Source organism: Pelomicrobium sp. (assembly GCF_036803785.1).
Lineage (GTDB): Bacteria > Pseudomonadota > Gammaproteobacteria > Burkholderiales > UBA6910 > Pelomicrobium.
On the sequence record NZ_DAIRTR010000029.1, the window covers coordinates 1 to 13,322 of the forward strand.

13 protein-coding genes are annotated in these 13,322 nt (G+C 67.5%); 5 read left to right on the top strand and 8 right to left on the bottom strand.

All coding sequences use genetic code 11. The features are described from left to right. Positions 1 to 158 precede the first annotated feature (158 nt). From gstA to V7Q81_RS05270, 4 genes are all read left to right on the top strand, one after another. Complete coding sequence (gene gstA, locus V7Q81_RS05255) at positions 159 to 767, top strand: glutathione transferase GstA (protein WP_333840878.1); 609 nt, start codon at positions 159 to 161, stop codon at positions 765 to 767. A 73-nt stretch (positions 768 to 840) separates the two neighbouring features. Then, positions 841 to 1,299, top strand: a complete 459-nt coding sequence (locus V7Q81_RS05260; RefSeq protein ID WP_333840879.1) for a tellurite resistance TerB family protein — start codon at positions 841 to 843, stop codon at positions 1,297 to 1,299. Positions 1,300 to 1,439: 140 nt separating this feature from the next. Beyond that, complete coding sequence (locus V7Q81_RS05265; protein ID WP_333840880.1) at positions 1,440 to 3,107, top strand: glycoside hydrolase family 17 protein; 1,668 nt, start codon at positions 1,440 to 1,442, stop codon at positions 3,105 to 3,107. Positions 3,108 to 3,865: 758 nt separating this feature from the next. Then, the gene (locus tag V7Q81_RS05270; protein ID WP_333840881.1) at positions 3,866 to 6,529 is read left to right on the top strand and encodes a glycosyltransferase family 2 protein; all 2,664 of its coding nucleotides are present in this window, start codon (positions 3,866 to 3,868) and stop codon (positions 6,527 to 6,529) included. Position 6,530: 1 nt separating this feature from the next. Here the strand turns inward: V7Q81_RS05270 and V7Q81_RS05275 are convergent, their stop codons facing one another. The 4 genes from V7Q81_RS05275 to V7Q81_RS05290 all read right to left on the bottom strand — a co-directional run bounded on the left by V7Q81_RS05275 (position 6,531) and on the right by V7Q81_RS05290 (position 10,364). After that, positions 6,531 to 7,388, bottom strand: a complete 858-nt coding sequence (locus V7Q81_RS05275) for a mechanosensitive ion channel family protein (protein ID WP_333840882.1) — start codon at positions 7,386 to 7,388, stop codon at positions 6,531 to 6,533. 32 nt (positions 7,389 to 7,420) lie between these two features. Further along, positions 7,421 to 7,978 carry a hypothetical protein gene (locus V7Q81_RS05280; protein ID WP_333840883.1) on the bottom strand — a complete coding sequence of 186 codons (558 nt, stop codon included), beginning with the start codon at positions 7,976 to 7,978 and terminating at the stop codon, positions 7,421 to 7,423. Between the two features lie 757 nt (positions 7,979 to 8,735). Beyond that, on the bottom strand, positions 8,736 to 9,779 hold the full coding sequence (locus V7Q81_RS05285; RefSeq protein ID WP_333840884.1) for an aldo/keto reductase: 1,044 nt from the start codon (positions 9,777 to 9,779) through the stop codon (positions 8,736 to 8,738). 6 nt (positions 9,780 to 9,785) lie between these two features. Continuing rightward, complete coding sequence (locus V7Q81_RS05290; protein WP_333840885.1) at positions 9,786 to 10,364, bottom strand: energy transducer TonB; 579 nt, start codon at positions 10,362 to 10,364, stop codon at positions 9,786 to 9,788. A 132-nt stretch (positions 10,365 to 10,496) separates the two neighbouring features. Between V7Q81_RS05290 and V7Q81_RS05295 the strand changes: the two genes are divergently transcribed. After that, positions 10,497 to 11,471, top strand: a complete 975-nt coding sequence (locus tag V7Q81_RS05295; RefSeq protein ID WP_333840886.1) for an ankyrin repeat domain-containing protein — start codon at positions 10,497 to 10,499, stop codon at positions 11,469 to 11,471. Positions 11,472 to 11,922: 451 nt separating this feature from the next. On the opposite strand, the gene V7Q81_RS05300 is transcribed toward V7Q81_RS05295, so the two are convergent. From V7Q81_RS05300 to V7Q81_RS05315, 4 genes are all read right to left on the bottom strand, one after another. Continuing rightward, positions 11,923 to 12,051: a hypothetical protein gene (locus V7Q81_RS05300; protein WP_333840887.1), complete on the bottom strand. Its 129-nt coding sequence runs from the start codon at positions 12,049 to 12,051 to the stop codon at positions 11,923 to 11,925. A gap of 120 nt (positions 12,052 to 12,171) precedes the next feature. Beyond that, positions 12,172 to 12,708: a lysozyme inhibitor LprI family protein gene (locus V7Q81_RS05305; protein WP_333840888.1), complete on the bottom strand. Its 537-nt coding sequence runs from the start codon at positions 12,706 to 12,708 to the stop codon at positions 12,172 to 12,174. 123 nt (positions 12,709 to 12,831) lie between these two features. Next, a complete protein-coding gene (gene infA, locus V7Q81_RS05310) occupies positions 12,832 to 13,080 on the bottom strand; it encodes a translation initiation factor IF-1 (RefSeq protein WP_333840889.1) in 249 nt (82 codons plus the stop codon). A gap of 73 nt (positions 13,081 to 13,153) precedes the next feature. Continuing rightward, positions 13,154 to 13,309, bottom strand: a complete 156-nt coding sequence (locus tag V7Q81_RS05315; protein WP_333840890.1) for a hypothetical protein — start codon at positions 13,307 to 13,309, stop codon at positions 13,154 to 13,156. Positions 13,310 to 13,322 lie beyond the last annotated feature (13 nt).

A 13,322-nucleotide genomic window follows, 5' to 3' on the forward strand; every position in this document is an offset into this window, starting at 1 on the left:
GCCTGGAGGATGGGGACGTGGTGGAGCTGCACACTTAGAGGGCCCCACGCTGCCCAGTGCCTAGGGTCGAACCGTTGCTTCTGGCAGGGAAGGGATAGGCTGCCCAGCGGCCCTTTCGATATCATCTTCGCTGATTCTCCCACGTATCGGAGAGCGCGATGAAACTGTATTACAGCCCAGGAGCCAGCTCCATGGCCCCCCACATGATCTTGCGGGAAGCGGGCTTTTCCTTCGAGCTGGAGAAGGTGGACCTGGCCGCCGGAAAAACCGCCGCGGGGGAGGACTATCGCCGGATCAACCCGAAGGGCTACGTGCCCGCCTTGGTGCTGGACGACGGGGAGCTCCTCACCGAGTCGGCGGTGATCCTCCAGTACCTGGCGGATCTCAAGCCGCAGACCCACTTGGCCCCCCCATTGGGCACTCGGGAGCGCTACCGCCTCATGGAGTGGCTCAACTTCATCGCCACGGAAATGCACAAGCCACTGGGCGCCCTCTTTCACCCCAAGATCACCCCGGAATGGCGGGAAAACCAGCTCGCCTTGTTCAGCCGGCGCTGCGATTTCCTGGAAGGGCAAATGGGCACCCGGGCATACTTGATGGGCGACCGCTATACGGTGGCAGACGCCTACCTCTTCACCATCCTCCATGGGGCTGATGTCCTCCAGGTAGACATGGCGAGGTGGCCGGCGCTCCGGGGATACATGGCCCGGGTGGCGGAGCGGCCGGCAGTGAAGGAAACCCTGCGGGTGGAGGGCTTGATGCCGTGACGGGCGCGGGCGAAGCGCAGGCGTCCCGGCGGCGGAGCCACCCGGCCGGGCACCGGACGCGGAGGAGAGTTCCATGCTGACGGCCTTCAGGCGCTGGATGCAAGCCGGCCAGGACGCTCCCGCCCTCTCGGGCGGCGGGGCGGCCCAGCAGCGGGAGTTGGCTGCGACCGTGGCCGGGTTCGCGGCCGAGCTGATGCGGGTGGACCTACAGGCGCAGCCGGAGGAGCGGGCCGTGGCGGCGAAGGTCTTGGCCCCCCTCTTCGCCTTGGAGCCCCAGACCATCGACGGTCTGCTGGCGGAGGCGGGGGACCGGTCGCGGCGGTTCGCTTCCTACTACGGGCCGCTCTCCCTCCTCAAGCGCCGTTGGGGCCCTGCCGAGCGGGTGGCCTTCATCGAAGCCCTGTGGCGCATCGCCTACGCCGACGGCCAACTGGACCCCTACGAGGATCACTTCGTGCGCAAAATCGCTCATCTGCTTTATGTATCCAATACCGACTGCATCCTGGCGCGCAACCGCGCCCGAGCCGGATGAATCAACTGGGAGAACAGCTCTATGATCGAAAACTGCAAAGACGCGAGCCAAAACACCCGACGCCGCCTTCTCCACCGCCGTCGCCGAGGCCTGCGCCACGGGCCGTTTCTCCGAGCCTGAGGACGGACTCGCCGCGTCGGATGGAGGTCCTGCGGCTGCCGCACGGCCTCGTTTTGGCCGTGCTGGGTCTTGCCTGCGCCGCCGCCGGACACCAGATCTGGACGCAGGGCCGGCCCGTGCCCCTGCCCGACGGGCCGGCTCCGCCCTTTGACTGCGTCTCCTATACGCCCTTTCGCCTCCCGGGGGAAAGCCCCTTCGACCCGAATGCCCGGGTCTCCCGCGCTCGCGTCGAAGCGGACTTGACCTTCCTGTCTACCCGATTCCGGTGCGTGCGCACGTACTCGGTCAGTCAAGGGCTCGCGCAGGTGCCCGCCGTGGCCGAGACGCTGGGCATGCAGGTGCTGTTGGGCGTATGGCTCGGGCGCGATCGGGAGGAAAACGAGCGGGAGCTGGCCCTGGGGCTGCGCACCGCCAACGCCCATCCCGCCACGGTGCGGGCCGTGATCGTAGGCAACGAGGTACTGCTGCGCCGGGAACTGCCCGAGGAAGTCTTGCGCGCCTACCTCGAGCGGATGCGGGCCGCCACGCCCCTTCCCGTCACCTACGCCGACGTGTGGGAGTTCTGGCTCCGGCACCCCTCCCTGGCCCAGACCGTATCCTTCGTCACCATCCACATCCTGCCCTACTGGGAAGACGACCCCGTGGGCATCGAGCGAGCCGTTCCCCACGTACAGTGGGTCTATGACCAAGTGCGGGCCGCCTTTCCCGGACGGGAAATCTTCATCGGGGAAACGGGCTGGCCCAGCGGGGGGCGCCAGCGCCAGGAGGCGGTTCCCAGCCGAGTCAACCAAGCCCGCTTCGTCCGGGAGTTCCTCTCCTTCGCCCACCGTTCGGGAGTGGGCTACAACCTGATCGAGGCCTTCGACCAGCCCTGGAAGCAGCGGCTCGAGGGGACGGTGGGAGCCCATTGGGGCCTGTACGACGGGGCGCTGCGGCCCAAGTTTTCCCTACAAGGCCCAGTGGCAGAGGATCCCCACTGGCGCCTCGGTTTCTGGGCCGCTGGAGGCTTCGCCCTGGCTTTCTCCCTCCTCGCCTGGTTCGGCCATCCGCGGCCGGGGGGACGGGGACTGCCGATTCTCGCCCTGGCGGGCTTTGCGAGCGGTGCGGTCCTGGCAGCCCCGCTCCGACACCTGGTCGCGACCCATCGGGACCCGTTGGAATGGGCCTTGATCGTCAGCCTCACGGCTTTAGCACTGGTCACCGTCCTCACCCTGGCCTACGGGCTCGCCCGGTGGGCGGGCCGCCGGGAACCGATCGCGCCGCCCGCTTCTCTCCTCCCCCTCCTGCGCTCGCCGACGCTGGCGGGCGACGGCCTGGGGCTTCTGCGCTTCGTTTGGCTCTTCGCCGCCTCGGGGGTGGCGCTCCTCCTCGTCTTCGATCCCCGCTACCGGGACTTTCCCCTGGCCCTGTTCGGGCCGCCTGCCCTGGGCTTTCTGCTCCATGCCCTGGCTGCCGGCCTCGAGGATTGGCGCTTCTGGCCCCCGGCGGAGCGGGAAGAAGCGCTGCTGGCGACCTGGCTCGCCGCCTCCGCCCCCCTCATCGTGGCGAGGGAAGGGCTCGCCAACGGGAGTGCGCTCCTTTGGGGAGGCCTCAGCCTGGCTCTGGCGGCGGCGGTGCTCGCCCCCCATGCCGTCGCCCGGCGTGGGGCCCGCGCCCGTCGTCCGAGCGAGCACCAGAACGCCCAGTAGAAACCCCACCGCCCCAGCCTCAAAGCAGTACAGGATCAACCCAGCGAGCCCGAGCGCCGCGGCGGTCCAGGCGATCCCCGGCCGCGGGAGCACGACCGCCAGCGCCCCGGCCACGAGCGCCCCATACCCCAGACCGTAGCCGGAAAAGGTGGCGATGACGGCCCGGCGCACGGCGCACCACCAGGGTCCCGGCCCGCCGTCGCACACATGGGCGATGGCGGCAGGCTCCACCAGTCCATAGCGGGCGGCGGCGGCGAGCAGCCCCACCACGACGATGGCGCCCCACGCGAATAAAGCTTTCCCCATGCAATCGATGCCCGCGCCCGGCTTCGGTGCCCTGTCTGTGCCGCTGGGGCTCCAGCATAGGGCATGCGCCTGGCTGGAAGAAAGCCCCAGTCCGCCCCCACCGATCGATGCGCCGGGCGAAAAATCCGATAAAATTCGCGCCGCCTCGCGTTTTACGATTCCTCCGGGCTGTCGTCCCGAGGCGACATGCGTTCGCCATGACGAGCCGTACTGTTGTCCCCTGGCGACGACGATTCCGTGGTCCCATGACGAGAAGGGCCGTAAGTGCGCGTGGCATAATAGGCCTATGGCATGCAGGCATGAACCCTGCTAGCTACGAGGGCGCTCGCGACGCAGCGAGGAGCCGATCCGCCGTGGTGGCGGGTCACGCACAAGAACCATTCGGAGGGCCCGGCAGAGATGCCGGGCCTCTTGTTTGCCAAAGGGTGAATGTGAAAAACGACGCCTTGATCTTGTCCCCCCGAAAGCCGGTGCGCACGCTCGTCCCGGCCATCCTCATCGCCCTGCTAATCGCGTCCCTCAACTACGGGCTGTGGGCCTATTTCAACCGGCCTCTCGTCGCGCCCGCGGAATTCGACGGCCGCGTCCGGGGGATGGCCTACAGCGCCTTCCAGCGCCATCAGAGCCCCCTGGAGAACCGTTATCCCTCGGAGGCCGAGGTGGCTGCCGATCTGCGGTTGCTCGCCCGCCACACCGAGCGCATCCGCATCTATACCGCGACGGAAAACCCGATGCTGCCCCGGCTCGCCCGGGAAGCAGGGCTTAAGGTCACCGCCGGCGCCTGGCTGAGCCGGGACCGAGAGCGCAACCTGCGGGAGATCAACGCCCTCGTCTCCGCGGCGAGGATTCACCGCCATCTGGACCGGGCCATCATCGGCAACGAGACCCTGTTGCGGGGCGACCTCGGTGTGAAGGAGCTGGTGGGCTACCTCAAGGCGGCCAAGCGCAGGCTAAAAATTCCCGTCTCCACTGCTGAGCCCTGGCACGTCTGGCTCAAATACCCAGAGCTCGCCCGGCACGTGGACTTCATCACCGTGCACCTGCTGCCCTACTGGGAAGGGGTGCCCGTGGAAGCGGCGGTGGAGTTCGTCTTTCTGCGGCTGGAAGAGTTGCGGCGCAAGTTCCCCAATAAGCCCATCGTCATCGGCGAAGTGGGTTGGCCTAGCCACGGGGACCGGGTCCGCCAGGCCCTCGCCTCCACCGCCCACCAGGCTCAGTTCGTGCGGGCCTTTCTCGCCCGGGCTCGGGATCTTCCGCTGGAATACTACTTGATGGAGGCCTTTGACCAGCCTTGGAAGGGGGCCGAAGAAGGACGGGCGGGAGCCTACTGGGGCCTCTTCCACGCCGATCGCACCCCCAAGTTTCCCTTGAGAGGCCCGATAACCGAGGATGCCCACTGGCCCGAGAAAGCCCTCGCCGCCTCCCTCCTCGCCTTTCCCTTCATGCTCTGGTTCGCCGCCGCTTTCCGGCGCTTCCGTCTGTCGGGGCGGCTGTTCTTCGCTGGGCTGATCCAGGCCGCGGCGGCCCTCCTGGTGTGGCTGGTCGCCATGCCTTTCGAGTTCTACCTGAAACCCCTCGACTGGGCCATGCTGGCGCTGCTGGCGCCCGCCTTTCTCGCCATGGCGGCCATCCTCCTGGCCAACGGCTTCGAGTTCACCGAGGCGCTGTGGCGCGAGCGCTGGCAGCGCAGTTTCGGCCCCCGGGAGCTTGCCCCCGAACAGGCGCAGCCCTTCGTCTCCATCCACCTCGCCTGCTGCAACGAGCCGCCGGAGATGGTGATCTTGACCCTCAACAGCCTGGCCCACTTGGATTACCAGAACTTCGAGGTGTTGGTGATCGACAACAACACCCGGGACGAGGCCTTGTGGAAGCCGGTGGCCGCCTGGTGCGAAAAGGCCGGACCCCGCTTTCGCTTCTTTCACCTGCCCCAATGGCCGGGGTTCAAGGCCGGGGCGCTCAATTTCGCCTTGCAGCAGACCGATCCCCGGGCCGAGGTAGTAGGGGTAGTGGATGCAGACTATGCGGTGAGCCGCACCTGGCTCTCAGCGCTGATTGGCCACTTCCTGGAGCCCCAAGTGGCCGTGGTGCAGGCGCCCCAAGCCCACCGGGACTTCGAGTCTAACTTTTTCCAGCGCATGTGCAACTGGGAGTTCGAGGGCTTCTTCCGCGTGGGCATGCACCATCGCAACGAGCGCAACGCCATCATCCAGCACGGCACCATGACCTTGATCCGCCGCAGCGCCCTAGAGCGGGTGGGCGGCTGGGCCGAGTGGTGCATCTGCGAGGACGCGGAGCTGGGCCTGCGCCTCATGCGGGCGGGCTACGAGACCCGCTACGTGGACCGGGTGCTGGGCCGGGGCCTGACGCCGGCCGACTTCAAGGCGTTCAAGGCGCAGCGGCTACGCTGGGCCTTCGGCGCCATGCAGATCCTCAAGGGCCATTGGTCCGCCTTGACCGGCAAGAGCCCTTTGAGCGCCGGCCAGCGCTACCACTTCCTAACCGGATGGTTTTCCTGGTTCGCCGACGCCCTGCACTTCGCCTTTGCCCTGACCTCCCTCCTCTGGACCATCGGCATGTTGGCGGCACCTAAGCACTTCACCCTGCCCCTAGACCTTTTCCTCATCCCGGTGCTCGCCTTTTTCGCCGCCAAGGCTCTGTTCGGTCCGGTGCTGTATGTGGCGCGGGTGGACTGCGGCTGGCGCGACATCCTGGGCGCATCCCTCGCCAGCATGGCCCTGTCCCACGCCATCGCCCGGGGTGTCTTTCAGGGCCTCATCCAGAAGCGAGGGGTATTCGTGCGCACGGCGAAAAGCTTCCACAACCGCGGGCGCTTCGCCGCCATCCTGGGCGTGGTGCGGGAGGAGCTGCTGATGCTCGTCGCCTTGAGCCTGGGGGCGGGGTTGACCCTCTGGGGCCTGGGCGGCGAGCGGGAGGCCTCTCTCTGGGCCGCGATCCTGGCTGCTCAGGCCGTGCCCTATGGGGCGGCGCTGCTTACTGCGACCATTTCTGCCCGGGCTGGCCGCACCGCCCGGCAGGGCGCCCAGCCCACGCCCGAAGGCGCCCCGGTGGGGCGCATCGAGCCGGCGGGCCCGGTAAGGGAACGGGCCCAGGCCTGAATCAGCCCGGCGGGGCGAGGCGGACCGCCTCGCCGGCCCCACTGCCTGTCCCCGAGGGCCGGCGCCGCCCGTGGACCGAGGCCAGGTAGCGGGCGATGATTTGCTGCTCGGTGGCCATACGCCGGTCCGCGGGATAGGGATAGCGCAGGATGAGGTGGATCTTGTCCACGTCGGGCAGGGCCACCGCCACCCGAGGCTCGGCCGAAGGCATCATGATGAAGCGCTCCCCCTCCATCTCCCGGATGGCAGCCTCCGCCGGCGCGACGAAAGCGCTACACACCTCCCGCGCCGCCTGCTCTAGCGCACTCTTCAACGCCTCCACGTCCTCGCCGGCCCCCACAGGAACGGTGAGCAGCCCGATCTGGTAGCGCCCGATCCGGGAGAGGTTCTTGAGGGGATGGGTGAGGTAATAGGCGTTGGGAAACTGTATCAGCCGCCCGGTCAATTGGTGCTGCTGACCCACTTCCAGCACCGTGGTGGAGAGCAGGGTTTGATCCACCACTTCGCCTTTCACGTCGTGGATCTCGATGATGTCGCCGAAACGAAACGCCCCCGAGGTAGTGCGGTAGACATAGCCAAGCACCGAGACGAGGAGCTCCTTGGTGGCGAGCACCACCGCCACGCCCAGGGCCACCAGGGACAAAGCGGCGGCGCGCAGCTCGGATCCCCAGACGAAGATGAGCGCCACCACGGCGAGCAGGAAGGAGGCGTTGCGCCAGAAGACTGAGGTGCGCAGCTTCGTCTCCCGGGACATCTGGACACGGCTGCGCAGGATCCAGGAAATGGCAAAGTTCGCCAGCAAGACCCCGGCTAGGATGACCAGGGTAGCGAGGATTTCGTGGCGCAGCAGCGTGTCCATCGGGCGCTCGGAAGACATCACATTCTACAGGGTCAGCCGGCGCGGAATCGCTCCCGCAGCAAGCGGCGCGGCACCTCGAAGTCCAGGAACAAGAACTGATCCTCGGGATCGCGGGCGAAGCCTGCAGTACGGGCGCAGGGCCACTCGGCCGCGGTCAACCCTTCCGGCACCAGGGCGTGCTTCTTGCGCGGATCGAGCAACAGAATCTCGCCGGCCGCATGCCGTACCGCTCGGCTTTTCCCGTCCACGATCCCGAGCCGCCCGGAGTGGGCCACCACGATCACGAAGTAGACGTCGGGATAGTTGCGCGCGTCGTCGTGGAGGCTGACCGGGCCCGCCCCCTGCACGGTGAAGCGCTCCAGACTGAACGCCTCCGTCGGCAGCCCTAGCGCCTCTCGCAGCTCGGCCCGCAGCCCCTCCACGAAGCCCAGGGTCAAGCCGGCGCGCACCGGATCGAGGCTGCGGGTCTCATCGAAAGGGAACCCCTCCGGGCAAAGGGTGCGGGCCTGCTCGAACAGGGCTTGCAGCTCGGCGTGGCGGCCATGGAGGCGAGCACCGGTCCGAAGCAACGTCGGGTAGCGGGTGGCCATGGGAAGATGCCAGGGTTATCGAAAAGAAGCCGGTTCCAGGACTCAGGCAGCGCGGTTTGCTTGGTCTAGGCGGCCGGCAGCTGCGCATGATGGCTTGTTCGCCTCGCGCCTGACAAGGCGGCTGCAGCCGCACCCGCCCTCTCCGTCCTTCCTGCCCAGGGCGTAGGGTCATCCCCGCGGACCGGGCATCCGGCGGAGGGGGACGCCTTGCAGCGCGGTGGCAACGCGATGGGCCAAACACGCTAGACCTGCTCATCGCCCTCGTCGTCATGGTGAACCTGAGGTCCCCTCCCAGCGGTTCTGGCAGATCGCCCTGCTCTCCGGTGCCGGGGTCGGATCGCCTCTGGTGCTGCGCTGGCTGGAGGAGCAGACCCATCTCTGATCAGCGCTCGCCGCCCTGGTGGTCCTTCTCCTGATGGCGCCCCTGTTGCTCTCTGTCCGGACGCGAGGGTCAGCGCCCAGGATGGGTTTCCAGGCAAGGAGCTCGCGCTCGAGGTCCTCAACTTGGCGGTCATGGCAGCCATCTCCACGGCGTCCGCGGTGGCGGCAGTGCGTTTGCTTTCGGCCTGGCGCAGGGTGCCCCTGGGGTTAGTGGGGTTAGTGGCGCTGTGTCTTGCACGCCGGGCTCGGTCAACCCCGCGCCCGCTCTACCCATGTCCCATGAATGAACCGATCGGGCCTTGCGCCGTTGCAGTACGACGCAACGGCCCACCCTGCGCAGGCGTCACACAAGGATCCAGCAGACGTGGCCCGCGGCTCAGAGGCCCGCCGCCGGGCTGGTGTAGCGGCTGTGGATGAAGTCGATTTCCGCCAGCAGATCCTCGTCCAGCCTCACTTCCGCGGCGGCCAGGTTTTCTTTGAGCTGCTCGAGGGTGGTGGCACCGATAATCGTGGACGCGGTGAACCAGCGGCTGCGCACGAAAGCAATGGCTAGGTGGGCCGGACGGATGCCCGCCCGCTTCGCGAGCGCCGCGTATTCCTCTGCCGCGGCCACTACGCCCGGCCGGCGGTAGCGCTCGCCGAAGTCGGGAAAGAGGGTGAGGCGCGCCTGGGGCGGCCTCGCGCCCCAGGCGTATTTGCCAGTGAGCATCCCCATGGCGAGGGGGCTATAGGCGAGCAAGGCCATTCGCTCCCGGAAACAGGCTTCCGCGAGATCTCCTTCGAAGGTGCGACAGACCAGGTTGTAGCAGTTCTGGATGGCAATGGGACGGGCGAGGCCATGGTGACGGGCCAGGTGACTGAACTCGCACACTCCCCAGGCGGTTTCGTTGGAAAGCCCCCAATAGCGGATCTTGCCCGCCCGCACCAGGGCGTCCATGGCCTCGATCTGCTCCAGCATCGGGGTTGCCTGTCTTTCCTTGGTCGGGTCGAACCGGGCGTTGCCGAAAAGTGGCACGTTTCGTTCCGGCCAATGGATCTGGTACAGGTCGATATAGTCGGTGCGCAGCCGCCGCAAGCTCGTGTGGGCCGCCTCGAAGATGTTGGCCCGGGTGAGCTGGGTGCGTCCGCCACGGACCCACTCCCGCCGGCCGGGCCCCGCCACCTTGGTGGCGACGATGACCCGGTCCCGGGGCATCCGGGCGAGCCAGGTGCCCAGGTACGCTTCACTGCGCCCTTGGGTACGGGGGCCCGGCGGGACGGGATACATTTCCGCCGTATCGATGAAGTTGACCCCGTGATCAAAGGCAAGATCGAGCTGCAGGTGGGCTTCGGCTTCCGTGTTCTGCTCACCCCAGGTCATGGTGCCGAGGGCGAGCTCGGAGACGATGAGGTCGCTGTCCGGCAGAGCGTGGTAGCGCATCGTGGATCATAAAATTTTAAACCGCACCGGGAGGAGAATGGCCTTGCCCGCCGAGGCAGGATTCAAGGCATCGAGCCGACCCACGGCCTTGAGCGCCGCCTCGTCCAGCAGGGGATGGCCCGAGGTGCTGGCGACCGAAGCGCCCACGATGCGCCCGCCTTCCCCGAGCTCCACCAGGAGCACCACCTCCCCTTCCAATCCCCGCCGCAAGGCCTCCGGCGGATAGAGCAGCACCTCCGACAGCCGCTCCAGCGTTTCGCCCAGTTGCGCCGTCGGCAACCATTGCGCCTGTATCGACCCTTTTTCCGGTGAGGGCTCAGGAGCACGAGGCTGGGACGGGATCTTGCGGGGCGGCTTCCTCCCCGGCGGCTCCAGCGGGTCGTGCGGCGCTTGGGACCGGACATCGGTCTGGGGAAGTGTCTGGGGAGAAGGCAAGGGTTCGAGCCAGGCCGTGAGCATCGGAGGCCGTGCCAGGGGCTCCTTTACGGTACCCACTGGGGCCGGGTCAAAGCGCGCCAGCACTAGGGCATGGAGGGCGGCGGAGGCCCCGAGCGCCCAACCGAAGCTCGTCCATGGGCGAGCCATCAGCGTCTCCCCAGCCAGTCCAGTCCACGGGGATCCCGAGTGATTCGCGGCACGTGCCCTACCCCTTTCTTTTGACAATCGGGCATCATTTCTCAACTATGGAGACCTTTCCTGTGGGATGGCAAGCCCCGGATGATGCTGCCTGAGCGCCCGAGTCACTGGCTCGCCGCCGCGGCGCTCGCCGCCCTGCTCGCCAGCGGGCCCGCCGCGACAGCGGAGCTGCCCGACCCAGTGCGATTCGGTGTCGCCATTGAAATGGGCGATCTTGCCTCCGCTTCCGCCTGGCTGGACGGGGGGCTCCCGCCGGATTTCATGGCAGATCGCATCGGCACCGGGCTTATGATCGCTGCCTGGGAGGGCAACATTCCCATGATGGCTCTGTTCCTCTCCCGGGGCGCCGACATCCACAAGACCAACCGGTTCGGCGAGCAGGCCCTCATGCATGCCGCTTGGAAAGGCCGGCTGGAGGCCGTGCGGTGGCTGCTGGATCGGGGCGCCCGGGTCAATCGGGACGGGCGCGAATGGTCGGCCCTCCATTACGCGGTGTTCGCCGGTCACGAGGCCGTGGCGAGACTCCTCATCGAGCGGGGCGCAGACGTGAACGCCCGCGCCCCCAATGGCTCTACCGTGCTGATGATGGCCGCCCGAGAAGGGCACGAGGGGCTTGCTCGGATGCTGCTCGAGCACGGCGCCGATCCTCGCGCGGTCAACGAGCGGGGCGAGGATGCGTTCGCGTGGGCCATGCGTCACGGGCACCTGCGCATCGCCCAGCGGGTGGCGGGAGCAGAGCGCTTCGCCCAAGCAGTGCGGCAGCCTCCCGGCAGCTTCGGCACGGCGATCCGTTCGGTGCCCTTGTCGCCCCGTATCGAATCCCTGCTTTCGGAAATGCGGCTCAACGAGGCCCTCGGCCACCTCACCCCAGAGGCGAAACGGGACTATCTCGCCGCCATCGAGCGCCTGCGCCGGGAGGAGGAGGCCCAAGCAAGAGCGCAAGCCCAGCCGCCTCCGGAACCCAAGGGAATCGAAATCCGTGCGAGGCGCGAGCAACCGCACCGTCAGGAAGCGGTACTGATCGACGAGCGGGGTCAAGAGTGGCCGCTTCCCTGAAATCCAAGCAGACCACGCCAGACTCCCGCTCGAGCAGGGGCCATCCTTTCGTGCTGATGCCCGGGGATGGGCGGGGAAGCCTTCGCCTGGGGCGCCGTGCCCTCCGGCAGGATCAGCTTAAAGTAGGGCGCCATCGCCGCTTGGCCGAGCGCAACGTAAGCCGGCGCCGGCCCTCCTTTGGGCCCTAGGCTGCGGATGTACCGATATAGGGCCCGCAGATCGGCATCGCTCATATCTCGCAGGGTAAACCAGAGCAAGGGAGGACGCATGGGGCTGCGGGCGCGGGTCATCCATTCCTTTTCCAACATGGCCTGGACCGCGAGCCTCAGGTTGGCAAGATAGGGGGGTGCCCCACGGTCCCTGAAATCTCACTGGGCTGCCAGCCACTCGCTTTTCGGCACCTGGCCGGCCGTTTCTGGGGAGTGGGGCGTGTGGCAGTCGTTGCAGCTTCCTACGACCACCAGATAGCTCCCCGTTCCAGGTCCCGCTTTGCGGCCGCGGTCTCGCCTGCGGCACTCCCGCTCATCCCCACGGCCGTGGACAACGCGAGCAGCGCCCGTCCGAGCCATTTTCCATCCATGCCCGCCTCCTATGCCTGGACCGATGCGGCACCGCGGCGCGGCGCTCCCAGAGGTGCAAGGATAGGAGCACCCGCGGGGATGGGATCCTAAATCTTGCCTCACCAAACACTAAGAATTTCCTAACGGCGCGACTCCCGTCCGGGCGCGCGGCTCTCAGCGGAGGGCTGGGCCAGCTCCGCGGCGAGCGCCTCCAGCGCCCGGACCCGGGCCGCGGTTCGCACATATTCGCAATTGAGATGCATGGCGCGCTGCACTTGCGCGGCGGCGAAGGGCGTCGCCTGCAGCTCGCAGTCGGCGCGCACGTAATCGGACCAGGTCTTTTGGGAGCGCTCCAGCGCCTGTCCTGCCTTCGGCACGAGGCGGCTCAAGCGGGCGTAGGTGCTCTGGAGGGCGGCCTGCTCCTGCCCTAGGGCGGCCTGAAGGCAAGCGGTGAGCTGCCCCACGTCGCCAGCCCGCTCTTCGCAGGCATGGCCGGCCGGAGGGGGATCCGCTCTCGGCACCGGCGACGAGGAGGCGGCGGGAGGCGCCACGGGCGTGGAAACGGGGCGGGCCATTCCGATGCCGAAGCTCGCAATAGTCAATCCGAAGATAACGGTGAGCGCCGCCATCTCGATCAAGATCTGGTCGGCGTGGCTGAGGTGGCAAAGCTTGCTCATGGGCGCTCCCTGCCCACCGAAGCTGGCGGGCGCGGCGCCGGTAAGTGTACCGAGACAGGGGCGGGTCAGGATACGCTGTTGACACCCCAGCAGCGCAAGGAGGAAAAGCGGCTTGGGGCTGGGTTAAACCGGCGGGCGAGCGGACCCGCCAGCCTCCCGATGGCGGAAGTTAATGCGGGCCTTGGTCAGATCGTAGGGCGACATCTCCACCGTGACCCGATCGCCCCGAGTGATGCGGATGCGAAACTTGCGCATTTTGCCCGACGCATAGGCCACCACATCGACCCCATTGTCCAGGGTGACCCGGAACTGGGTGTTGGGCAGCACTTCGCTCACCACGCCCTGCACTTCCAACAATTCCTCCTTCGCCATGGGGAAATCTCCTTCGGTCAAAAGGCTGCCGAACGCACGCACGAGGCGGCGCGAAAGCGGAAAGATGCGCGGCTCAACGCCCGGAGCGGGAGGTCTGGGAGGCGGGGACGCGCCGCGCCTGCTTCTCCGTCTCCTTTCCCCGCCGGGAATTCTTGCGCTCTTCGATTTGTTGCAGTCGGCGACGGATGATCATCGTCGTGGCTTCTTCAGGGGACAAGCTTCGGGCCATGGGCACGCCTCCC

Bases quoted from the DNA above. Each gene is read 5' to 3' on its own strand.
- V7Q81_RS05275 (WP_333840882.1), bottom strand. From the start codon at position 7,388: ATGGACACGCTGCTGCGCCACGAAATCCTCGCTACCCTGGTCATCCTA.
- V7Q81_RS05285 (WP_333840884.1), bottom strand. From the start codon at position 9,779: ATGCGCTACCACGCTCTGCCGGACAGCGACCTCATCGTCTCCGAGCTC.
- V7Q81_RS05295 (WP_333840886.1), top strand. From the start codon at position 10,497: ATGATGCTGCCTGAGCGCCCGAGTCACTGGCTCGCCGCCGCGGCGCTC.
- V7Q81_RS05290 (WP_333840885.1), bottom strand. From the start codon at position 10,364: ATGGCTCGCCCATGGACGAGCTTCGGTTGGGCGCTCGGGGCCTCCGCC.
- gstA (WP_333840878.1), top strand. From the start codon at position 159: ATGAAACTGTATTACAGCCCAGGAGCCAGCTCCATGGCCCCCCACATG.
- V7Q81_RS05265 (WP_333840880.1), top strand. From the start codon at position 1,440: ATGGAGGTCCTGCGGCTGCCGCACGGCCTCGTTTTGGCCGTGCTGGGT.
- V7Q81_RS05260 (WP_333840879.1), top strand. From the start codon at position 841: ATGCTGACGGCCTTCAGGCGCTGGATGCAAGCCGGCCAGGACGCTCCC.
- V7Q81_RS05280 (WP_333840883.1), bottom strand. From the start codon at position 7,978: ATGGCCACCCGCTACCCGACGTTGCTTCGGACCGGTGCTCGCCTCCAT.
- V7Q81_RS05300 (WP_333840887.1), bottom strand. From the start codon at position 12,051: ATGGATGGAAAATGGCTCGGACGGGCGCTGCTCGCGTTGTCCACGGCC.
- V7Q81_RS05305 (WP_333840888.1), bottom strand. From the start codon at position 12,708: ATGAGCAAGCTTTGCCACCTCAGCCACGCCGACCAGATCTTGATCGAG.
- V7Q81_RS05315 (WP_333840890.1), bottom strand. From the start codon at position 13,309: ATGGCCCGAAGCTTGTCCCCTGAAGAAGCCACGACGATGATCATCCGT.
- infA (WP_333840889.1), bottom strand. From the start codon at position 13,080: ATGGCGAAGGAGGAATTGTTGGAAGTGCAGGGCGTGGTGAGCGAAGTG.